Genomic DNA, 23,667 nt, shown 5'->3' on the forward strand with positions numbered 1-23,667 from the left:
CATGGTAGCGTTGCAATTAGATCATGTATTTAAACAGTACGGGGAAAAGACGGCGGTAAACAACATTTCACTGCAGGTGGAGCAAGGCGAGATTTACGGACTTTTGGGAGCAAACGGTGCCGGTAAGACGACAACCATGCGAATGGTGCTGGGGCTGATTTACCCGGATGGAGGCGATATCCTCTACCACGGCAAGCCTTACAGCAATGAATTGACACGTGTGATGGGGTATTTGCCGGAGGAACGCGGATTGTATCCGAAGGTTAAGATCAGTGATCAAATTGTTTACCTGGCCCGCTTACGCGGCATGTCCAAACAGGATGCGGATAAAAGCCTGCGTTACTGGCTCGACCGGTTCGAGGTTCCGGAGTATTACGATAAGCGGATTGAGGAGTTGTCTAAGGGAAATCAGCAAAAAATGGGCTTTATCGCCGCAATCGTTCACAAGCCGCAAATCCTGATTTTGGATGAGGCCTTCAGCGGCCTGGATCCGGTCAATGTGGAACTGCTCAAGGCGACAGTGAAGGAACTGCGGAACAACGGAACGAGCATTTTGTTCTCGACGCATCGCATGGAGCATGTTGAAGAGCTATGCCGGCGGATCACCATCCTTGATCGATCAAATACGGTAGTGCAAGGAGATATTAAAGAAATTAAAGGACGTTACCCGCGTGAAGAGGTGATTTTGTACACCCAGGGTCAAGTGAGCCGTCTGGATTCTATTCCAGGAGTCAAAGCAGTGGAAGCAGTTGAACAGGGGTACCATATCCATATCAACACACCGGATACAGCTCAGCTGATCCTGCAGCATGCTATGGCTGAAACGACAGTGGAGCGCTTTGAGATCAAAGAGCCAACACTGAACCAAATCTTCATTCAAGAGGTGGGTGAATCACATGAATAATACTTTGGGAACCATTATCGGGTTTACGTATAAGAATAAAGTCAAAACGAAATCATTTCTGATTACAACATTGGTGCTCGCCATCATTATTACGATCGGGATGAACATCCCTTATCTGATCAAGCAGTTTAGCGGCGGAGATGACGGGAAGGCGATGCAAATCGGCCTTTTGTATGGAAGCCAGCAGGAAACGGCGGTTGAACTGGAGAAGTATGCAGCCGCTTCGGGCAATAAGGATTATGCTTTTGTGAAATACGAGGGAGGCACTGAGGATCAGCTGAAAAATGACGTAAAGGACGGTAAGCTTGAAGGCTATCTGAAATTTGAGGAAGACCCGGCCGATATGGCTTTTCCGAAAGTGGTATATGCAGGTGAAGGAGATATCAGCCAAGGGCTGAACACCTATTTGCAGGGAGCGCTGCAAAATGTGAAAACCACCATGATTACGAAGGATTCTCTGACCGCCGAGCAAATTGCTGCCCTGAATAAGCCGGTATCGCTGAGCTCGCTTGATATTTCTGACGATGCCAAGGCAAATGCGGGAAGAGATACGGAGAAGAACAATAATCAGAAAATCATGAATTATATTATCGTGTACTTCCTGATGATTCTGTTCTTCTCTTCTAACATGATGACAGGCAATATGATAGCGGCAGAAGTTACTGCGGAGAAAAGCTCGCGTATCATGGAAATTCTGATCACAAGCGTATCGCCGCTGAACCAAATGTTCGGCAAGATCATCGGGATTTTCCTGGTGGGCATTACCCAAATTGCTGTCTTCGGCGTGGTCATTGCTGCTAACGTGATGCTGCCGAACAATGTGGGGATGCTGAAGGAATTCCACCTCAGTCTTGCGGATATCAATCTTTCTGTGCTGATATACGGTCTGCTGTTCTATATCTTCGGCTACTTCCTGTTCGCTGTGCTATATGCCGCTGTCGGCTCCATCGTCAGCCGCACCGAAGAGCTTGGTCAGGCCGTAATGCCGATTACGATGCTCGGGCTTATCACGTTCTACATCGGTATCTTCAGCATCAATACGCCGGGAAGCATGTTGATCAAGATCACCAGCTTCATCCCGTTCACAGCCCCTACCTCTATGCTAGTGCGAATCGGAATGGGCGAGGTACCGGTATGGCAGATTCTTATCTCTCTGGCGCTCTTGATCGTAGCGATTCTGGTATTTGGCTGGCTGTCTGCCAAGATCTACCGCACAGGTGTCCTGATGTACGGCAAACGTCCATCGTTCAAAGAGCTTCGCAAGGCGATGAAGGCGTATAAGATCTAGTGAAATGCATATATGTTGTTGTGAGTAATAGTTACAACTGAGACTAGAGGCAGGGCATCCGATTGAGGATGTACCTGCTTTTTTGTATTGAAATGGGGTTTCAAGAGACTGGATGATCGGGGTTACTGACACATGCATTCCTCTGATAGATTACATAGAATATTTAATCAAACGTTAAGAAGGTGGGTGGAAAACGTTGCCGAATAACCATGTTTTCAATTATCCCCTCAAAGATCCTTTAGGTGCTGTGGAGCCGTCTTATACAGCGGCTCAATCAGGAGATTATTATGTAATCACAACAGGAAACCAGTCCGTTGTCCAAGCGAACGGTTTCCTGGCACTACAATTAACTGTCCCTGCAAATTCAAGAAAGAAGATACGCTTTGACAACATTCAAGCTTCATCATCATCAGACACGATTCTTAGTCTTTATCGTAATGCTACTCTGAACGTAAGTGGAACATCAGCGACACCTCGAAATACCAATTGGGCATATCCCGATGCGAGTGTAGTCACTGGAAGTTGGGTTTCACAAACTGCAAACCCGACAAGTGGCGGTACTTTTTCAAGTGATTAACCAATTAGGAGGACCAGCAGATATTGATTTAGACGGTGAACTGGTCATTCCACCCATGACGACAAATCAAACTTATTACATTCTATTGGAAAATTCAGCAGCCAATGCTCATCTGTCCATCAATGTTAGTTGGTGGGAGGTGTAATTTTTATAACTTGATAGCATGGTAGTAATCAAGTTGATGATGAGGAGCAGGGGGAGGGAATTGAACATAACGTGACTCTATCCTGATCCCCGCTGGTCTGGAACGGCTGGGTGTGGCCATGAATGATTTCACGAACGGACTGATGACGGGTGAAGGAATGGGGTGCGTGCTGCTGGGGCTGATCAAAATGCCACGGACGACAAGGTAGCAAGTAAAGTCACGCTTAATTGCATGAAGAGCAAATCAGTATAATCATAGCGAATCTAGCAAAGGTACCCGGAAAGGGTGTCTTCTTTTTTTTGCATAATCCGTCATTCGTAGTCGGCTCCGAGGTATCCCGCCCTGTTCCAGAGCAGATCCCCATTTACAAAGACCTAGGCTGTTCATAGAAATTGCTTTATAATTTGCGATGAAAACCATTACATATTTTAGCGGAAGGTTGGTGTGAGATGGACAGGCTCTCCCAATTCACTCAAAGGGCACGCCGGATGATCATGCCCACTTCTCTCAAACGAAAGCTTATTCATGTACTCCTGTTAAGCACTTTTATTCCGCTTCTCTTGATAGGCATCATCTCGTATACGTCCATGCATGCCATTTTGGAGACGAAAATCACAAGCGGAATACACAGTAACCTGAAGCAGGTGCAAGTATCAATGGAAAATGTGCTTGGAAATCTGAACTATGCTTCGCAGCAGCTGGCTTTTGACGGACGGGTCGGCAAGGATATATACGCATACATGACCAACGATCATCCGTACGACCGGAAGATTCTTGCGGGCGAGATTGAGACGGAGATGAATCTTCTTACGTCTACCAATCCGAATATCGGACTCATGCTGTACTACGATAAGGACACGAACAGGATTCTGTTTCCGAATCTGCAAGTCAGAGACGGGTTCGATCCGAATCAACTTCCCGTGTTTACGAAGCTTACGAGCATGACTTATTATGGCCCGCACCAAACACTTAATGCTCAATTCGACCGGACGGTGATGTCCATAACGCGTAAAATCGATGTTCCCGATCTGGATCAGATGTACATCTACATGGAAACGGATAATCGCTTGATTGATACCGTCTTCAATAAGCTGCAGTATGGGATGGAGGTATACCATCTCATTATCGATACGGATAACCGGGTTGCTTACAGCGAGAAACCTGCATCTTTCCCGGTCGGTATGAAGCTGGCTGAGCAAGGCGGGAACGGGGGTAAGGTAGCGTTTGGCACCCAATATATGTTTGAGGAAGCAAGCAATCAGGGCTGGCGGGTTGTGGCTGTCATACCGATGAAGTCTTACAAGCATGAGATATTCAATTGGTTTCTACAATTTGCGGCAATAGCCGTATTATCTTTGTTTGTCAGCTTTGGTTTCGCCTGGCTGATCTGGAGGACGGTGACCCGGCCGCTAACCAGGTTAAACCGTGAAATCCGGTCCATGACGCATAATCAGTCAGCGGGGAATATTCAGTTAACAGGAATGGATGAATTTGATTATTCTTTGCGGCGATTCCATGAAATGAAGGGAACCGTCATCCAGTTGATTGAGGATATCAAGGAAAATGAACGAAACAAGTCGCGTCTTGAAGTGGAGAAAATGATCTCTCAAATCAATCCGCATTTCGTTCATAATACGCTGGACACGATCCGGTGGCAGGCTCGGCTCAACGGTCAGGAGGATATCGATCATCTCATTTCCACCTTGAACCGCGTGCTTCACTATAATCTGGGCAAAGGCGAAACGGCCTCCATTCGCGAGGAACTTGAGGCGCTTAAGGATTATATTGCGCTGCAGGAGGTGCGGTACCAATTCCATTTTGATATTCGGATTGCTGTGGAGCCCGATCAGCTTGAGCTCCGCATCCCGCGGTTTATGCTGCAGCCGCTGGTAGAGAATGCGTTATATCACGGCATCGCAGACGATGGCTTTATTATGGTCGACATCAGCGAGGCAGCGGCTGGCATCCGGATTGAGGTCAGCGATAACGGAGCGGGCATGTCGCCGGAGGAAGCGGACCGGATTCTGCAGGGAGACCATTCGACCCATAAACAGAGTGGGATGGGTATTGGCATGCCATATGTAATCAGAACATTGAAATACCAATACGGCGATTCTGCCGGAATTCAAATTCGCAGCCAAAGCGGGGAAGGGACAAGCATCATCATTACGATTCCGCTGCCTCTACCCGGGAAAGGAGAATGACCACGTGCGCGTATTGATTGTTGAGGATGACAGACTTGTACGGAAAGGGTTCATTTCCCTGATGCCCTGGGAACATTTCGGAATGGAGGTTGCCGGAGAGGCAGGGAATGGGGAAGAAGCCCTTGCATTCCTAAGCAAGCAGGAAGTGGATCTGCTGATCACCGATCTGGCCATGCCGAGAATGAGCGGAATCGAGCTGATTCGGACGTTGCGGCAGCTCTATCCGCGGATTTGGACAGTGGTTTTGACGTTTCATCAGGATTTTGAATACATACAGGAGGCGCTCCGGCTGGGAGCGATTGATTATATCGCTAAGACGGAACTTCAGCAGGATAAAATGGAGGCGGTACTAGGCAGAATCGAGCAGCGAATTCGGTACGAAATGAATCAGCAGACGCGGATTTATGAGGAGGCCGATAGAGAGAATCCGGACCTAGCCATGGTATGGATATCTGCCTCTGCCGGAGGGACCCGAAATACAGAAAGTCCGGTTTATCAGGGGCTTCCCGTCGAGGAATGCGTTCCTGGGATTTGGCTGCTCCATTGTAAGGAAAGGGAGGAGCCCTTCGAAGAGGGGATGGCGACTCGCAGATCCTTTTCTGCGGAGCGGTATCATGATACTTCTTGAAGGCATCGGCCACGAGAGCAGCAAGCAGGTCATGAGTACGCTTCAGGAGTACAGGGACCGGTTTATGTTCTATGAATGGGACCCAGGTCATGCGGGATTGTGGAAAAGGAATCTAGAGCAACTGAAAGAGGCGGTTAAGCAATTGCCGGTTTCCCATGATGAGGAACAGCAGCTAAAAGAAGCGTGGTCCAGTCTGCAATGGGTCATTCACGATCAGCAATTCGCAGAGAATATGGCTGTTCTCGAGAAAATGAAGCCGATGCCGCAGCAGCTTGATGCATTGTTCGTCATGGCCTCCACTCGCTGGGAACGCGTCGTGCCGGCGCAGACGTGGAAAGCTCCGCAGGACGAGCTTTTGTCTTGGCAGGATTGGAAAATCTGGCTCGGCCGTTTAAGACAGGAGCTTGCATCTTATTTGTTCAAGCCGTCGTATTCCCGCGAGGTCATCTCCTGCGTCTGGAAGGCTGCACAGAGTATTAACCAGGATTTAAGCAGGGAGATTACGCTCCGGGAAATCGCAAAGGAAGTAAACCTGAGCCAAAGTTATCTGAGCCAGTGCTTCCGGGATATTGTGGGGGTTTCTTTCAACGATTATGTCCGACAAGCGAGAATTGACTGGGCCAAAAAGCTTCTGGCGGATACCGACAAGCCGATTTATTGGATTGCTATGCAGACAGGATACCCGAACGAAAAATATTTCAGCCGCGTATTCAAGGATAAAACGGGAATGCTTCCCAGCGCGTTTCGAAATGCAATGAAATAAGGGGACTGAAGCCGTAAGCGACGGGCCTGGCAGGACAGCGGTTCTGCCGGGCCCGTCTGCGTATAACAGATATTGATCTGCATGAGGGTTGTAAACGATGCACAAGCAGGTGCACAAATGATTGAAAGGTTTATTGGCAAACGTCGACAAGACCATTTTATCGTACGAAATGAGCCCTGTTCTGAGGAAAGAATGAAACTCTCGGAGGCAGAGCCGGAGATACAATGGATATAAGGCTTATAGAGCAGTCGCGAGTCGTTGAATTCACTTCTGTAAGCGTAAACAAATAATTGACTGGGGGAGCTTTCATGAAAAAATGGATGATTGCATTACTCGCAAGTACCGTGCTCATCGTGAATGGTTGTGCAGCCAATGATCAAGGTGCTTCCGAGACGAAGGAGGCAGCGGCGCCGGCAGATCCATTCTATAAATATCCCGAGCCCGTGACGCTTACCGTAGCCAAACCGCTGAATCCGGAGGATAAATCCCTTCCGGCAGGGGATACGGTTGACAATAATCAGTTCACGCGCTATATCCTCGACAAGACGAACATTAAGTTCGATTATACGCTCACAGCCAAAAGCGGAGATCCGTTCACCCAAAAGGTTCAAGTAGCCATAGCCAGCAACGACATCCCGGACGTCATGGTTGTCGGGGAGAAGGAGCTGCGTCAATTGGTTGAAGCCGGGCAGCTGGAGGACATGTCCAAAGTTTATGAGCAGTATGCTTCAAAGCAAGTCAAAGACTTTTATGCCTCGACGAACGGCAAGGCGCTGGAAAAAGCAACTTTTGACGATAAGTTGATGGCTATACCGAATATCGTGCCACAAGGGGATGCCCCGTACTTCCTCTGGTTACGTAAAGATTGGCTGGATAAGCTCGGATTGCAGGAGCCCAAAACAGTGGATGACATCGAGGCTGTCGCCAAGGCCTTCATCGAAAAGGACCCTGATGGCAATGGAAAAGCGGATACGGTCGGATTGCCGGGATCGCCGACGGATCTTGTATACGGCGATAATGGATTTGCTTCAATTTTCAGTTATTTCGGAGCTTACCCGGACTACTGGATGAAAGATAAAGAAGGGCAGGTTTCCTACGGCTCGATTCAACCCCAGGTAAAGGATGCCTTGGCGAAGTTAAGGGATTGGTATGCCGCAGGCTTGATCGACAAGGAATTTGCGCTGCGGAAGGAAGCCTACGAATTGATGAGCGGAGGCAAGGCCGGCATGTTTTTTGGACCATGGTGGTTACCTTGGGGAGCCCTGGGAGATGCGGTGAAAAATGATCCGAAATCCAACTGGGTGGCACTGGCCGCGCCATTGGATGCCGAAGGGAATTTCAATACGCACACGGTTCCGGTGAGCAGCTCGTTTGTAGTCGTCAAAAAAGGTATAGCGCATCCGGAAGCCGTTATGATTTCCTTGAATACGACGGTTGCGGGAGAAAGAGGAACGGATCCGGATGCCAAGCAACTGGATAACCGGGTGAATCCAGGTTATTGGCCGATGCGGCTAGTCATTGAAAATGCGGATACGGTGACCCGGAAGCACGATATGCTGAGAGATGTTCTGAACGGAAAATCGAAGCCGGAGGATATGATTCCTGAGATGCAGGATATTTATGCGAAAGCGAAGGCAGCGAACTTCGATCCGACCAAGGATCTGGGAGCATGGCAGCCGTATTATTCCTACACCGTCGGAAGCGACCCGCTGCACGGACCACTTAAGCCGGCAGAAAACCTGTTTACTTCCATCACCAAAACAATGGAGCTCAAGAATGCCACGCTCGATAAGATGGAGAAAGAAACGTTCCTGAAGATCATTATGGGCAAAGAGTCATTGGACTCGTTTGATACGTTCGTAGAACAGTGGAAGAAACTGGGCGGTGACCAAATTACGAAGGAAGTCCGGGAAGCGCTTGGTGAGTAAACGATGCAGGGTCGGTTCCGCTAACCGAGGTCTTCCTTCTATGGAGAGTACGTCGATCATGACTGCATAAGAGGTGAGAGGTAACCATGAAAAAACAACCGTTTGAACTTCATTACCACCTGATGCTGCTGCCCGGCATATTGTTGCTTATATTATTCAGTATCGTGCCAATGTTCGGCATAACGATTGCCTTTCAAAATTTCAAACCGGGTCTCGGCTTTTGGCATTCGGAGTGGGTGGGACTGGATAACTTCCGTTATTTGTTCGAGCTGCCCGACAGCCGAAACATTTTTTTGAATACGATTTATATCGCTGTGCTCAAAATCGTGGCGAACATGATCGTTCCCGTTGTTTTCGCGCTTCTGCTGAACGAGGTCAGAACCGTGCTCCTAAAGCGCAGCGTTCAGACGATCGTATATCTGCCCCATTTTCTGTCATGGGTAATTCTGGCGGGGATTATTTCCGACCTGCTGTCTATGGATGGCTTGATTAACCAGATCCTGAGCGGAGTTGGCATCGAACCAATCATGTTCTTAGGCAGCAACCATTGGTTTCCGGGCATTATCGTTACCAGTGACGTATGGAAGGAGTTTGGCTTCGGGACGATTGTCTATTTGGCGGCGTTGACGGGGATCAATCCCGCGCTGTACGAAGCCGCGTCGATCGACGGCGCAAGCCGGCTCCAGCAGCTGAGATTTATTACGCTGCCAAGCCTGAAACCAACCATTATTTTGCTGGCCACGCTGAGTCTCGGCAACGTGCTGAATGCTGGCTTTGATCAAATATTCAATCTGTACAATCCCCTCGTCTATGATTCAGGCGATATTATTGATACGTATGTTTACCGCGCAGGCCTGCTTCAGGTCCAATACGGATTGGCGACAGCCGTCGGTCTGTTGAAGTCGGTCATCAGCTTCGTGCTTATCATCATTTCTTATGTACTGGCGTCCAAATTCGCCAACTACCGTATTTTCTAAGAGGGGGCGGATCGTTATGGTTCGAAATGTCACATTGTTGTCGCGGTCGGCGGACGCTGTAATTATAGCTATCTTGGTCATTTCGTCGTTACTTTGCATCTTTCCGATCTGGTATACGATTGCGGTATCCTTCAGCGATAAGTCTGCTGTTGCCGGAGGAATGGTATCCTGGCTGCCGGTGGATTTCACGCTTTCATCCTACAAAAAGATATTACAGGAGCGGGCCTTCTTTACCGCATTCGGCGTTTCGCTCGAGCGAGTGTTGCTCGGGGGAATCATCAATTTCGTTATATGCGCTTTGATGGCCTACCCCTTGTCCCGGAGCCCGCAACAATTCCGCTTCCGCAACATCTATATGTGGTTCATTGTGTTCACGATGCTGTTTGGAGGAGGGCTTATTCCCTGGTTCGTGACGATTAAATCTTATGGACTGCTCGACACGATTTGGGCTTTGGTTCTGCCGACCGCCGTGCCGGTATTTAACGTCATTTTGCTCGTCAACTACTTCCGGAGTATTCCGAGGGATATGGATGAAGCCGGTATGATGGACGGGGCAGGACCTTGGTATATGCTGCTCAAAGTGTATTTGCCGCTGTCTGTGCCCGTGCTTGCGACCATCACGCTGTTCAGCATCGTGGGGCACTGGAATTCCTTTTTTGACGGACTGATCCTGATGAACAAGCAGGAGCATTATCCGCTTCAAACCTACATTCAGCAATTGGTCGTGCAGATCAATACGGATAACATGACAACCGAGGAGCTGCGTCAGGCAGCGCAGTTGTCCAGTAAAACGCTGAACGCGGCGAAGATTGTCATTTCCATGCTGCCGATACTCATCGTGTATCCGTTTCTGCAGCGGTTTTTTATTCACGGCATTATGCTGGGTTCGGTTAAAGAATGACAGGGAGTACAAGACAAAACGAACACACAGGAGGAGGAAACGTTATGGTGGCGTCATCGGCGCAGGATGCATTAATACAGATCGGAGACTCCCGCTGGCAGGCAGCGCTTTACGTAAACGGACAAGTGAAGAGAATGAAACTGCTGTCGGACGAAGGATGGGTCGAAGTGGGTTTCAGAAAAGGACCTTATGCCGGGTTCACTTGGCAAGGGGAGTGGGATGGAGAACAGCATGTGATCGATTTGACGCTGGAGAAGCGGGAGACGGAGGGGGCTTCATTTACCGGAAACGCGGGACCGCTAAACTTTTCGCTCCGCTATCACAGTGTAGACGGCCAGCTCGCGGTGACAGCAGCCGTTGTCAATACGGGGAAACTTCCGGTACAGCCAGTTTCGCTTGGTCTGATTACCGGAATCGACACCTATATGGAGAAGTTCCCGGATTGGAATGAGACATTTTTTCCGACGCTGCTGCGGTGTGAACGGACGCATTTCTGGGGATATTGCATGAGGCCGGAAGGGACCGTGCTAGGTCTTTCATGTCAGCAGCCCATAGCGTCCTGGGGCCTGAAGTACAACGTCGGCTACATGGAAGGGGAGATGGAATGGGGCGGTCATCGCGTGGAGACGTTTACGCTCGATTTCCTTCACACAGGTCCTCTGCCGGAACGCCATCCGCAGACGCTGCATCAGCTGCTCCCGGGGGAGACGAAAGAGTGGACGCTCCGCATGACTCCGCTCAAACAGCTGAAGGGTCTGCTGCCGTTAATGGCGCCGGTCTGCGGCGCCCCGCTGCTTGAGCTTGAGCGGACGACGCTCGCACAGGGGGAATGCACCCGCATGACGATTCATTCCTCTGAGTGCGTAACGGCACGGATCTTGATGCCGGATGGGAAGCGGATGATGTTAGAACCGGAAGCTGTTGGAACGGACAAATATGAGTTGTTATTACAGTCAGGAGACGTGCCGGGCCAGATTCATATTTGCGTGGAAAATGGCTCGGGCAAGCAAAGCGCGGCCATTGTCTCTGTAAGACCTCACTGGCTCTGGTTTATGGAGAAGGCGAGGGCAGCGGCGCTTATTTTCCCGCCTCGGGCGACCTCCCACTGTGAAAGCTGGTACGGGCTTTACACCCTGTATACGGCAGAGCGGTATCTTCCGGATCATGACATGCTTGAGCAGACGGACAAGATATTGAATTCCATATATCCCCTGATGTTCGATGAGGAGCGGCATGAACCACTGCTGGTTAAACACCGGATACAAAACGTAAGCTCGATGGTTGGCGTATTGGTTGACCAATATGAAGCGACTGGGGATGAGGCCGCCATACGGAAAGCTTCTGACCTGGCAGACTGGCTGATCGCCCATGCACAGGACCGGGATGGTTCTTATCGTGCCGGGCGGACACATTACACATCAGTCATTTACCCGGCCAAAAGCATCATGGAGCTTGTTCTGGCCGAAAAATCTTTAGCTAAGCAGGATCCTGCATGGCATGAACGGCTTGAGCGGCATATGGCTTCCGTACGGAGAGCGATGGATGAACTGGTTGCAGCGGATGGAGATATCGATACCGAAGGCGAGCTTACCTATGAGGACGGAATGATTAGCTGCAGTGCGCTTCAGCTTGGATTATTCGCCTTGATGCAGCAGGATGAGCACATGCGGGATATGTACTGCGAGGCGTCGCTCAAGCTGCTGAAGGGGCATGAGTGCCTTACGAATGTTATAATTCCGGACGGCCGCCAAAGAGGGGGGACGCGGCGTTTTTGGGAGTCGCAATATGATGTGGCTATTCAACCGAATATGCTGAATTCTCCGCATGGCTGGACCTCATGGCGTACTTACGCGACTTGGTATGCATATCTGCTTACAGGGCAGGTGCTTTATCTGGAGCAGACGATGAATGCGCTGGGCAGCAACGTACAGATGGTAGATATGAATACGGGCCAGTTGAGATGGGCATTCGTTCCAGACCCGTATGTCCGTGCGAGGCAGATCAGCGAGCAGATGATTGCAGCTGATCTGGGCCAGGCGCAGCAGGGGCATCATCATACGCTGAGCTATCCTTCCCGGGAATTTGTCATCGGGGAACAGTATATTGGAATGATCTCGGATTGGCATGAGAAAAACCTGCAGGATAACGATGTGCATGAACATTTTAAATGCCTTGCCGAAGTGTCCTTGGGAAAAGCGTATGTGGCAAAAGACGAAAAAGGACGATGGCTGTCCTGGAATTGCAGCGCCACAGAAGCAGACGGGGTACTTCATATCTATCCGACCGAGCCGCAGGTGGAACTGATCCATCTGAATGTCGGCGAAGCGAAGGTTCATATTCATGATCAATCCAAGGAATGCCTTGCGGAGGTCCAGGATACTTGCTGGATCCGAACGGATGGCGAGATTATTCAGAATCTGTTCGTATAGCTAAATTAGTACGCGGAGCCGTAATTGGAGCATCAAATTGCATGAAGAGCAAACCAGTACAATGATAACGAATATTGCGAAGGTACCCGGAAAGGGTGCCTTCATCTTTTTGACTGTTTTATTATCCAGAACCAGCGTGTCAGTTAACATTAACGGAGATAGAAGTATACTCATTGCGACCTAATAAAGCTTAGTAAGTGAGTTTTTAAAAGGAGAGATTCATGGTGTGAACAATATTTTCAAACCATAAAGATCTGCTTCCCATATAAAAAAACAGAGCGTCGAAAAGTCCTCTGGACTTTCTCGCCACTCTGAGCAACATCATAGTTGTAAAGATATTTGTTGCGTACTTTCGGACGGAACCACTGAATATCTGTCTCTTGCAAAAAGTCATGGGGAAGCAACGATTATGGTTTGCGTTCTGGCAATCATGGCATTTATTGCGGCAATAGTAATTATCGGTATAAAGCGAGTTGAGAGGCTAAAGCGATCAGGAATCTCTGAGATCGATAAGATGGGGTCAAGGAACACTCTACCAGTCTATTTCAAATCGAGTGATATCTTCTTTGGCAAGATCCTTACCGAGTTGAACCTCCATCAGCTCAAGATGGGTAACAGCCTTTATTCCGTGCTTGATGCCAGCCGGAAATTGTAAAACATCGCCCGCCTGAAGCTTGTATAATCTATCTTCCATGAGAATCTCCGCGCTGCCCGTCACAATCGTCACGATTTCTTGCCTTTCGAGATGCTGGTGATAGCTCGTATATTTTCCTTGGGTGAGCTGCACTTTCTTGATCATGGCTTCCATTCCCGTTTCATCTTTCCAATAATTCAGGACTTGATAGGAGCCCCATCTTTTCTCTTCATACATTGGAATCTGCGGCACTTGCGCGAGCATTTCCTTGATTCGATTGGCTTTATCCTTGTTCGCGATCAGAATGCCATCGGAACTTGCCGCAGCAATGATATCCGGGACGCCAATGATTTCAATGGGGTAGGGCAGTTCGTTAATGAGATGGGTGTTCGGGGAATCATCCGATATTCGCCCTGATCCGATCACTTGCTCCTCCAAATGGCCGCTTAGCGCCATCCAACTCCCCAGATCATTCCAATATCCATCATACCCCATGACAACAGCAGGCATGGTATGCTCAACGACTTCCTGGTCGAAACTGGCATTAGCAAGTTGTTCGTAATGAGCCAGCCAATGCTCCGCTTGAACAGGAAGCCCCTTATCCTTCAAATACGTCAGCATGAATCTTAAAGGGAATGCAAATACACCGCAGTTCCACATCGCCTGACGCTCGATTAAGCGACTGGCCGTCTGCTCATGAGGCTTTTCGATGAACTGGTGGATGAAAGAATATTCGCCATTCTCCTTGGGCAGAACAGGAACGATATAACCGAACTGATCGGAAGGACGAATAGGCTTGGTTCCGAGGAGAGCGAGACTTGCCTTCGAATGTAACAGGACATCGGGAAAACGATGCAGCAGCCGAAAAAATGCGGTATCGACGTAAGTGTCCACGGGAAGAATGCAAATCGTTTCATTCGGATCTACTTGCAGCTTTTCGTGAAGATAACTTACAGCATAAGCGATGGCTGTGAAAGTTCCTCTTTTATAGGGCTCCCCTAGGATAGGGATGTGCTCGCCAACGTAGCTGCGCGTAATTTCCACTTGACTCTGATGCGTAACGATACATGTGGATGGAAGCAGACCCACCTCATCCAGTTGTCTGCAAATCCGTTCAATCATCGATTCTCTGACCCCATCCTCGGATGTCAAAAGCTTAAGAAATACCTTGGAGCGAATCTCGTTGGATAAAGGCCACAGCCTTTTTCCCGATCCCCCGCACAATAGCACAATACGCAAGCTGATTCCTCCTTCCTTGGGGAATATCACCTTCATCCTTATGACTTGGATCGAATGGTCTCTTCAATCGCATTTTTCATTAATACCCCCGCCCGGTCCCAGGATATCTGAAGCATATCCCGTCGGCCTTGGCGTCCTTTCCGTTTACAAAGATCGGGATTCCCGTACGCTTTCCTCATGAGCTTTTTGAGGCTGTGCAGATCTGGTTCGGCCCAGAGCTGTCCCTTTTGCGCAAACAGGTTGCTGAACTTTCTGGATATGGCGCTGTTCATGCTGCTTGACGGGTTCCTCAGCTGATACGGAACCAGGAAAGAGTTGCTGTGCGTAAGGAAATCCATTTGCCCGCCCCAACCTGTAGCGATGACCGGCACGCCGCTCGCCAACGATTCTAAAAAGGGCAGTCCAACGCCCTCGCCGCGAGTGGGGAGGACGAAGGCATTACCGAGCGTATATAAGCCCTTGAGCCGGCTTTCACTGAGCTGTTGGCCGATAATGACAACAGGGGCGGTATCTTTTTGAATCCCCAGTCTTTTTTTGTATTGCATGACTCTTTGCTGAATCCACTTCTCATTTTCATTCACTGCATATCCGTTCGTTTTGATCACCAGAATCACGTTATCTTTAGAGGAAAATTCCTCCCAGTATGCCCTTAGCAGACCCTCCGGATTTTTGCGATGCTGGAAGCCGAAGACAGACACGAAGGTAAACTTCCCTGCCGCAGCCGGCAAAGACATCTTCTTATTGTTCGGATGAAACTCCTTAGTGTCTACCCCATGAGGAACGACAAAAATCGGGACTTTCACTCCGCTGTTCCTTAAAGCTCTCTTGTTATGCAGGGTGGGAACACACACCGCATCGAATTTGTTCATATGCGAAAGCCAGCCTTTGGGGGTCGTGCTTGTTTCCCACACGGTATTCAAAATCATGGAATCATACACGCTGCGCTCTGTTTTCCATTGCATGTGACTCGGAATATGGTGATAAATGAGTACCTTTTTGCCTTGGATGCCGTTTTTACGATGGCTTGTTGCACCTAATCTAACGGTTACGCCCTGCCGCTTCAGTGATCTTACATAGGCTCTGCTGGCACGGCCAAGACCGCTTGTTTTGTGTATCGGTCCTTTCCAGACCACTTCATAGGGCTTCATTTGGCGACCGTCTTGGAAGATTTAAGATACCCTTTACGTTTGTGAAAAGAAATGGAACGGTAGCTTTTGGTCAGGGAAGACATCTTGGAAGGTGAGATTTGAGGGAAACTCAAATGCAAGCTCTTATTCTGTGCCTGCTTCAATATCATCTTCCCGGGCTCAGACGAGTAAAGGAAATTACCATACGTTTCAAATTCCGAGAAAGCAAATTGCTTGGATTTATTCATGTTTCTCATAATGGCCGAGTGCCAGCTCGAGTTATGTTTGGACTCAATCGCTTGTTTTAACTGCTTCACTTTTGCTTTCTCGAACAGCATGTAATGGGTAACGAAGGACAATTTAGCAGAGCGGCTTTTTCCCATCAGTTTTTTATACGTATGGAAGTATTCGGGCTGACTCCAGTTTCGACAGTAAAACACGGTCTTGTCGCCCGTCTTGAAGACATGGGGACGAATGAGCACGGTGTCGGCATCCATCACCAAATAGTATTTGGATGAGCACAACTTATCGCCGCCCAGCTTAAGCAGCTGCTGATAAAGCCAACCTGACCGATCCCACGTTTTGGACTGATAATGAATGTTCTTCTTCGTTATGGGCAGAACCGTATCTTCATGAACGAATCGACACCCCTTTTTCGTACACAGATCCAGAATTCTTTGTTTTCGCGGAGCCACGATGATGATTTCATGAATAGGGTGCTTCACATATTTTCTTACGGCATCGATAACATGGGGGAGTGTCGCCAGATCCTTCTCAATCGCTGGGATTAACACATCAATTGGTGTTGTCATTTGCTCATCTCCATATATCAAATATATGGGATTATCATATGCCTCGAAGAATGTAAGGGAATGGGTATAGTGAGGTTGCAAAACACACAAAAGTAAGGATTTGGGTCTAAAACTATGAATGGGTTCACTTTCATTTTGAGAGACTCGGCGATCTTAAGGAACAGGTCCCGAAACACGTCGTCACGCCGGATGAAATCGAAGCCGTTTCCTTTGCTGTATATGAAGCCTCCCGCAGTTAATCATCTTTCCATGTCATATTATCCGCAGCACATGCCGAAGCTTATGAAGATATATATCGTCTTTAATTAGATAAAGAAAATAAGTTTGCAACCAAAGCGCTTCGTTTCCTACTTTATAAGTGAAGGCCTTAATCAAACCGAACGGAAGTGATGGAGTGGAAGATAGAGAAATCATACAATTGTACTTTGCGCGCAATGAAACAGCAATAGAAGAAACATCCAAAAAATATAGAAATTATTGTACCCGGATTGCCCATAACATTCTATCCAATGTAGAAGATTCAGAAGAATGCGTGAACGATGCTTTTCTGGGAGCGTGGGAAGCAATCCCACCGAAGTCTCCTGACAAGCTGTCGTCTTATCTGGGGAGGATCACGCGGAATATCGCATTGAACCGATTTGATTATTACACAGCTAAAAAGCGCAATAAGGAATTCGAGACAGTCCTTGATGAATTAAACGATTGTTTATCCTCCTCGGACAACGTTGAAAGCAGGTACGAGGAAGAGCAAATGGCCGGGGCCATAAGCAGGTTTCTGCAGAGTATTCATGAAGATCATCGAAATATTTTCTTGCGGCGATACTGGTACTCTGATTCATTGGCGGATATCGCCTCGCGATTTTCGATAAGTGAAAGCAAAACCAAGTCAGTCCTATTCAGAACACGAAAAAAACTCCAAATATATCTGAAGAAAGAGGGTTATGTCCAATGAATAATAGAGATCTCTTTAAAGCGATCGGCGGCGTAGACGGCGATCTGATCGAAAAAGCCAATGCAGCGACGCGCACGAAAAGAAACTATGCCAGATGGGGATCCATCGCAGCCTGCCTTGCACTTGTTTTAGGTTTTGCTATTTATAAATTTCCAAATACGCCGCTTCCTGCTTCCCCGCAAATATCACAGCAGACGCCGGCAGCGTCCCCAACCGGAATTCGTAAATTTCTAAATTACAACGGATATCGTTACGCATTTGTAAGCGATGGCGCACAGTTTAAGTTTACGGGATCAGAGCCAGTAAAATCGCTCGGAACATTAGAGTTTGATATCAACCGTGACCTCGAGAATCATGATGAAAACAAATACGCGGAAAAGGATTATGCTACGACGTTCGCCGTTGGCGGAAAGCTATATGAAATCCCGAATTCTCCATCTCATTTTCGCATTGCGGTAAAGTATGAGCAAAACTATTATCTGGCGGAAATCGTGGCGAAGGTAAACAATTCCGCGATCACTGCAAAGGATTATCTGGATATGGCTAACCTGAAGGAGCATGTGCAAGACATCCATATTCTGAATCACGTGGGGAATGACGTGCTGAAGAAAGTTACGGATCATGCTTCTGTAGAGTCTATCGTTAAAGGTCTGTACGATGCCAAAACGGCAGACTTAAACAACAAAGAATACGAGTCCATTGCCGAGGCGCAATCCCAGGGGAAATCGTATCAACTCAAGTTTAACCTCAAAGACGGGACCAGCATGTCCATGTATATCATTCCCGAGTTAAAGGTCGTATCGATGGGAGATGATTATTATCAGTTGCCCGACTCCTTCCTGGAGCAGTCTGGCGATATTTTCACCGGTCTGAAACAAGAAGCACTGCCGCTATACTAATGTATGAGCTTGAAGAGGTTAATTAAGTTGGATGTTAAAGCCGTGAAATATAAATTGAGCGAGTAAAAGGGGGCAGCAAGTCCCCCTTTTTGTCGTATACTATCATATATCGGGATCTGCTCGGATGAATGATTGCGATACATTCAGGTAACCTTTGTGAACGCCATTGGCACTTTGTTGTAATACGGAAGAAGGGAGGGAAGAGCATGCTTCAATATATTGAAGAGGCAAGGCAGGGGGACAGGCAGGCTTTTGAACATATCGTCAGGCATTTTGCAGCAATGGCGAATGCGGTTGCGTACGAGAAGCTGCATGATTTTCAATTAGCGGAAGATGCAGTGCAGGAAGCTTTCACGGAAGCTTTTCTGCATTTGAATAAACTACGTTCCTTAGAAGCTTTTCCAGGATGGTTCAAAGCAATTGTGGTGCGGCAATGTTATCGTATCATCCGCCGTAAGCAGCACCTGGCAATACCCTATGATGAAGTGGCGGAATCGGCAGAGTCCCCCATATGTGTATCAGACATTGTTGAGAAAAGGGAAGCACAGAAGCTGGTTCACGATTCTATAGCACAATTAACGCCCAATATGCGGATTGCCGTTCAATTATTTTATTTTCAGGGCTACTCCCTTCAAGAGATTTCCGGGTTTCTGGGGGCTTCGGTACCGGTACTGAAAAAGCGGCTGTTTGATGCTCGCCGCAAGCTGAAAGTTGCACTTCCCGTGACTGATTTCATTTCCGTGTTCAACCATTTGTACGAAGGAGGAAAAGATGTGCTTCATATCGTAAACGGAGATTCGGTGGCGCAGAAGCTGCGGAAGGGCATTGTGCAAGGGGATGTTTTAGTGTGGAGAGAGGTGTATCCTCATGGTCCTGTAAGTTTGGATTCTTCTGCATTGGACAATCGTTTGGAGAGAGCGCAATATCTTGAACAAACCTTGGGGGTTCCGCAAAAAGAATATATACAGAATAGAGACATGCAAGAAAAGGCTTTGGCTGATTCAGCTCGATACGATGAAATTATATTATGGTTTGAGCATGATCTATTCGATCAAACGATGCTGTGCTTCCTGCTCCATTGGTTTTCGGAGCATCCTTTGCCAAGCACGAAGCTGAGCTTATTATGCATCGGAGAGTATCCGGGGATTGAGCTGTTTCGAGGACTGGGGCAGCTCTCTGAGGCGCAAATGGAAACATTGTCGGGTACATGGAAGTCGATTGGAGCTAAGGAGCTGGACCTGGGCCGATTATTTTGGGAAGCTTACGCATCGCAAGATCCAGGTCGACTGCAGCAATTGTTACGGGAAGATACGTCAGCGCTGCCGTTTGCCCATGATGCATTTCAAATGCATTTATCGCGCTTCCCCTCTACCAATAATGGACTGGGCATTGTAGAACAAACTACGCTGGAAATGATTCATGCGGGAATAAATTCTCCGCAAGCATTATTTCAGCAGACAGGGAATAAGCTCCACAGATTAGGTATGGGAGATTTGGAATACTGGCATATTTTAATGAAAATGTCACAGGAACCGTACCCTTTGCTGCAAATCAGCGGCATAAAGCCGCTTCCAACTTATAAAGATTCATCGATATCGCTTCAAGATCGAGTTGTTGCTTTAACGGAGCTTGGCAGGAACGTCATGGATGGAAGGGAGGATTGGGCCGAGAAGAAAGGAATCGATGCATGGTATGGCGGGGTGCATCTGCAGGGGCATTTTCCAAGTTGGCGTTGGGATTCCTCCATGCAAACGATCCGCGAGATGTGCACAGAGGCGTAAGTTCTTCCTGCTCATACGAAAAGAATTAGAGCCGATAAATAAAGAAAAACGTTGTCAAAGGTGACAACGTTTTTTTTGTGTTTTTTGAAGAAGCATCACTGAAACGGTTTACCAGCCAAGCAGAGATAGGGGCGACATCTTCTTTTACCGAACCATCTCCATAAATTTCGTTGCTGCCGTAGAAATGGGCATGTTTCTCATAATCATCATTCCTACATTGGAGGGAGGGACCTCAACATCCAGTTCAATCTCGAAGAGGGACCCTTCCTTCAATTCCTTGGATACGAATTCGCGCGTGACGAAAGAGATGCCGAGACCTCTCCGGGCAAATTCAATGAGCAGGTCAACGCTGCCTACTTCAATGTCTGGCTTCAGCTCGTGGCCGTATTTTTCGAAGAGCTCCGTTATGGCCATCCTTACCCGACTGTTGCGCGAGAACAATATTACCGGATACTCCATCAGCTGTTCCATGGACAAGACCTGTCCTTTCAGCTCCGCATAACGCTCACCTGCTACGAAGCAGTCCTGAAGCTGAATATTTTCGGTAACCTCAAGCAGGGAATCCACAATCGGCATCCGCACGACCCCCAGATCAATCCGCCCATCCTTGAGGTAAGAAATGACTTCCGGTGTCGTGCCATGTTTCAGGTGAAGTTTAATGCCTGGATATTGTATATGAAAATCCTCCAGGAAAGGGAGCAGATAATGCTTAAACAACGAATCGCTGCCGCCGATCCGCAGCTCGCCACTGTCCAGATTTTTCAGCGCTACCATTTTTTCTTCTGCCAAGTTAATGAGAATTTGGGACTGCTCAATATATGAAAAAAGAATCTTACCTTCCTGAGTAAGGGCTACCCCTTTGGCATTGCGGTAAAAAAGGGTTACGCCAACCCGTTCTTCAAGCTGTTTGATTGCATGACTAACGCTGGGCTGGGTGAGGTATAATGCTTTGGCTGCCTGTGTTAAACTTCCCATTTTGGCAGCCCAATAGAAAACTTTATACAGTTCGTCATTATTGGTCATAGACACGGTCTATAGCTCCTCGGAAATATATTGATTACATGTATGCCACATATTTGTATTATAGTGAATCAAAGAAAAAGAAACCAGAGTTTTGCGGGCGGAAATCACCATGCTCGCTATAAAACCCTGATGGAAGGAGCAATTGAAATGAATCCTATAACTTTTGTATTGTTTGGAGCAACCGGGGATCTGGCCAAACGGAAAATATACCCCGCCTTGTATCATTTATATATGAATGGAAAGCTGCCGAAATTTTTCTCCGTGATTGGTCTAGGGCGAAAGGAACTTTCGGACGAAACTTTTCAGGCTCATGTGAAGCAGTCTCTTCATGATTTTTACCGATTGGAAGTCCAAGAAAATGATACCCTGCAAGCTTTTCTAAGCTTGTTCGGCTTTAACGTCCTTCATATCGATCAACAATCTCACTTTGTCCAGTTAAACGAACGGGTGGAAAAATGGGAACAGGAGGTAGGAGGAACGGCAAACCGTTTGTTCTACCTGTCCGTTGCCCCGAACTTCTTCGGCACGATTGCATCCCAAATCGAGGAAAGCGGACTCGGCAGTGCAGCAGGCTGGAAGCGGCTCGTGATCGAGAAGCCTTTCGGTCATGACCTTGCTTCCGCGCGGGAGCTGAACAGCCAGCTCAGCCAAGCTTTTACCGAAGAGGAGATTTACCGGATCGACCATTATCTCGGCAAGCCGATGGTACAGCAGCTTGAGGCGCTGAAGGAAGCGAACCCCGTCATTCAGGCGCTGTGGACCAACCGTTATATCGCTAACGTCCAGATAACCGCAGACGAAACCGTGGGTGTGGAAGAGCGGGCTGGTTACTACGATCAGGCCGGAGCCGTTCGGGATATGTTCCAGAACCATATGCTCCAGCTGCTCATGATGCTGACCATCCATTCACCCCATAACATCGCCTCGGCGGAGGATGTACGACTCAAGAAAAGAAAAGTTCTCGAAGCGCTGGATCCTCTCCAAAGACAGGATGTACACAGCCGTATCGTACGCGGGCAATACGCTTCAGGAACGATTCAAGGAAAAGAGGTCCAAGGCTATACCTCCGAACCCGGCATTTCGCCCGAGTCGATGAACGATACGTTTATCGCCGCCAAGCTGAACATCGATAATTACCACTGGCGCGGGGTTCCATTTTATATCCGGACGGGCAAACGCATGCAATCCAAACACACACGGATCGTGATCGAATTCAAAGAACCGCTTAGTTCTTCCCTGCATCCCGATAAGACGACTGTCCCGAATATGCTTGTCATTGAGATTGGTCCCAATGAAGGGATTACGCTTCAATTAAATACCCGGGATCCGCATCACAAAGAGAAGTTTAAGCCGGTACATATCGATATGTATCCGGATCGGGAAGAAGCGCCGGAGGCTTACGAAACGCTGATTCATGACGCGCTGAACGGCGATTCTACATTTTTCGTTCACTGGGATGAAGTCGAGCTTTCCTGGCAGTGGGTTCAGCCGATCCTTGAAGCTTTTGCTGCGAATGAGGTGCCGCTGTACCCGTATGAAGCGGGTTCTCACGGGCCGGCAGCCGCCGATGCGCTGCTTGCTGATGATGGATTCCACTGGTGGTTTGACGAACCGTCCGAGCCTGCTGCTCCTGCAGCGGTGAACCAAGCAGAGCAAGTACAGGATCAACAAATAGAACCCGTGCCTGTCAACTAATTTTCCTATTCAGTGATCCTACCATGCAATCAAAATCGAATTCATTTACTGGAGGTTTTTTAAATGAAATTTTTTATTGATACCGCTAATGTACAGGATATTCAATCGGCTTACAAAATTGGGGTACTGTCCGGCGTGACAACGAATCCTTCCCTGGTAGCCAAAGAAGGCGTGAAATTTGAGGATCGTATCGCTGAAATTTTGCAGCTGGTCCCGGAAGTGGAATCGGTCTCCGCTGAAGTGACCCCGGATGCGGAAACAGCAGAAGAAATGATTGCCCAAGCCAATGAACTGATCAAAATCAACAATCATGATCCTAATATTACGATCAAGCTGCCGATGACCCTCGCGGGTCTGGAAGCCTGCCGTTATTTGTCGGCCAAAGGCGTCAAAACCAACGTAACGCTGATCTTTACCGTCAACCAGGCACTCCTTGCGGCCCGCGCCGGTGCAACGTACGTATCGCCTTTTCTGGGCCGTCTGGATGATATTTCGGAGGACGGGGTACTGCTGGTGGACAAAATCGCGCAGCTGTTCCGCACGCATCAACTGGACGCGCAAATTATCGCCGCATCCGTCCGTCATCCGGATCACGTGACCCGCGTCGCAATGGCAGGCGCTCATATCGCCACGGTTCCATTTGCCGTCATTGAACAAATCGCGAAACACCCGCTGACGGATCAAGGACTTGCGAAATTTGCAGCCGACTGGAAAAATAGCGTTAAATAATCAGCCAAGAGACTTAGGAGGAGAAGAGAAAC

At 48.3% G+C, this 23,667-nt stretch carries 18 protein-coding genes and 1 pseudogene; 15 read left to right on the top strand and 4 right to left on the bottom strand.

The window, feature by feature from the left end:
- Position 1 precedes the first annotated feature (1 nt).
- The 10 genes and pseudogenes from E6W40_RS24095 (at position 2) to E6W40_RS24140 (ending at position 12,744) form a co-directional block, all read left to right on the top strand.
- On the top strand, positions 2 to 904 hold the full coding sequence (locus tag E6W40_RS24095) for an ABC transporter ATP-binding protein (RefSeq protein ID WP_136608072.1): 903 nt from the start codon (positions 2 to 4) through the stop codon (positions 902 to 904).
- The gene (locus tag E6W40_RS24100; RefSeq protein ID WP_136608073.1) at positions 897 to 2,192 is read left to right on the top strand and encodes an ABC transporter permease; all 1,296 of its coding nucleotides are present in this window, start codon (positions 897 to 899) and stop codon (positions 2,190 to 2,192) included. Before E6W40_RS24095 ends, E6W40_RS24100 begins: the two co-directional genes overlap by 8 nt.
- Before the next feature lie 196 nt (positions 2,193 to 2,388).
- Entirely contained in the window at positions 2,389 to 2,769 is a 381-nt protein-coding gene (locus E6W40_RS24105) for a hypothetical protein (RefSeq protein WP_136608074.1), read from the top strand.
- 594 nt (positions 2,770 to 3,363) lie between these two features.
- Complete coding sequence (locus E6W40_RS24110; protein ID WP_136608075.1) at positions 3,364 to 5,118, top strand: sensor histidine kinase; 1,755 nt, start codon at positions 3,364 to 3,366, stop codon at positions 5,116 to 5,118.
- Positions 5,119 to 5,179: 61 nt separating this feature from the next.
- A pseudogene (locus E6W40_RS30175) lies at positions 5,180 to 5,521 on the top strand (response regulator); the annotation flags it as partial.
- A 211-nt stretch (positions 5,522 to 5,732) separates the two neighbouring features.
- A complete protein-coding gene (locus E6W40_RS24120) occupies positions 5,733 to 6,509 on the top strand; it encodes a helix-turn-helix transcriptional regulator (RefSeq protein WP_136608076.1) in 777 nt (258 codons plus the stop codon).
- 308 nt (positions 6,510 to 6,817) lie between these two features.
- A complete protein-coding gene (locus E6W40_RS24125; RefSeq protein ID WP_136608077.1) occupies positions 6,818 to 8,437 on the top strand; it encodes an extracellular solute-binding protein in 1,620 nt (539 codons plus the stop codon).
- A gap of 86 nt (positions 8,438 to 8,523) precedes the next feature.
- Positions 8,524 to 9,414: an ABC transporter permease gene (locus E6W40_RS24130; protein WP_136608078.1), complete on the top strand. Its 891-nt coding sequence runs from the start codon at positions 8,524 to 8,526 to the stop codon at positions 9,412 to 9,414.
- 16 nt (positions 9,415 to 9,430) lie between these two features.
- Positions 9,431 to 10,315, top strand: a complete 885-nt coding sequence (locus tag E6W40_RS24135; protein ID WP_136608079.1) for a carbohydrate ABC transporter permease — start codon at positions 9,431 to 9,433, stop codon at positions 10,313 to 10,315.
- Between the two features lie 44 nt (positions 10,316 to 10,359).
- The gene (locus E6W40_RS24140; protein ID WP_136608080.1) at positions 10,360 to 12,744 is read left to right on the top strand and encodes a hypothetical protein; all 2,385 of its coding nucleotides are present in this window, start codon (positions 10,360 to 10,362) and stop codon (positions 12,742 to 12,744) included.
- A 532-nt stretch (positions 12,745 to 13,276) separates the two neighbouring features.
- Here E6W40_RS24140 and E6W40_RS24145 read toward each other — a convergent pair.
- From E6W40_RS24145 to E6W40_RS24155, 3 genes are read right to left on the bottom strand one after another with little or no spacing between them, the layout of a single operon-like run.
- Complete coding sequence (locus E6W40_RS24145; RefSeq protein WP_246073175.1) at positions 13,277 to 14,608, bottom strand: sugar phosphate nucleotidyltransferase; 1,332 nt, start codon at positions 14,606 to 14,608, stop codon at positions 13,277 to 13,279.
- A gap of 47 nt (positions 14,609 to 14,655) precedes the next feature.
- The gene (locus E6W40_RS24150; RefSeq protein ID WP_136608082.1) at positions 14,656 to 15,765 is read right to left on the bottom strand and encodes a glycosyltransferase family 4 protein; all 1,110 of its coding nucleotides are present in this window, start codon (positions 15,763 to 15,765) and stop codon (positions 14,656 to 14,658) included.
- The gene (locus E6W40_RS24155; protein ID WP_136608083.1) at positions 15,762 to 16,556 is read right to left on the bottom strand and encodes a DUF6492 family protein; all 795 of its coding nucleotides are present in this window, start codon (positions 16,554 to 16,556) and stop codon (positions 15,762 to 15,764) included. Before E6W40_RS24155 ends, E6W40_RS24150 begins: the two co-directional genes overlap by 4 nt.
- 394 nt (positions 16,557 to 16,950) lie before the next feature.
- On the opposite strand from E6W40_RS24155, the gene E6W40_RS24160 reads away from it, so the two are divergent.
- The 3 genes from E6W40_RS24160 to E6W40_RS24170 all read left to right on the top strand — a co-directional run bounded on the left by E6W40_RS24160 (position 16,951) and on the right by E6W40_RS24170 (position 20,188).
- Complete coding sequence (locus tag E6W40_RS24160; RefSeq protein ID WP_136608084.1) at positions 16,951 to 17,508, top strand: RNA polymerase sigma factor; 558 nt, start codon at positions 16,951 to 16,953, stop codon at positions 17,506 to 17,508.
- Entirely contained in the window at positions 17,505 to 18,407 is a 903-nt protein-coding gene (locus tag E6W40_RS24165) for a hypothetical protein (RefSeq protein ID WP_246073157.1), read from the top strand. The genes E6W40_RS24160 and E6W40_RS24165 overlap by 4 nt, the downstream gene beginning before the upstream one ends.
- Before the next feature lie 206 nt (positions 18,408 to 18,613).
- On the top strand, positions 18,614 to 20,188 hold the full coding sequence (locus E6W40_RS24170) for a sigma-70 family RNA polymerase sigma factor (RefSeq protein WP_136608085.1): 1,575 nt from the start codon (positions 18,614 to 18,616) through the stop codon (positions 20,186 to 20,188).
- A gap of 144 nt (positions 20,189 to 20,332) precedes the next feature.
- Here E6W40_RS24170 and E6W40_RS24175 read toward each other — a convergent pair whose 3' ends face one another.
- Entirely contained in the window at positions 20,333 to 21,211 is an 879-nt protein-coding gene (locus E6W40_RS24175; protein ID WP_136608242.1) for a LysR family transcriptional regulator, read from the bottom strand.
- A gap of 147 nt (positions 21,212 to 21,358) precedes the next feature.
- Here E6W40_RS24175 and zwf point away from each other — a divergent pair, with 147 nt between their 5' ends.
- Entirely contained in the window at positions 21,359 to 22,906 is a 1,548-nt protein-coding gene (gene zwf / locus E6W40_RS24180) for a glucose-6-phosphate dehydrogenase (protein ID WP_136608086.1), read from the top strand.
- 63 nt (positions 22,907 to 22,969) lie between these two features.
- Positions 22,970 to 23,635 carry a fructose-6-phosphate aldolase gene (gene fsa / locus E6W40_RS24185; protein WP_136608087.1) on the top strand — a complete coding sequence of 222 codons (666 nt, stop codon included), beginning with the start codon at positions 22,970 to 22,972 and terminating at the stop codon, positions 23,633 to 23,635.
- Positions 23,636 to 23,667 lie beyond the last annotated feature (32 nt).

This window comes from Paenibacillus dokdonensis, assembly GCF_004916975.1.
In the GTDB taxonomy this organism is placed as follows: Bacteria; Bacillota; Bacilli; order Paenibacillales; family Paenibacillaceae; genus Paenibacillus_AQ; species Paenibacillus_AQ dokdonensis.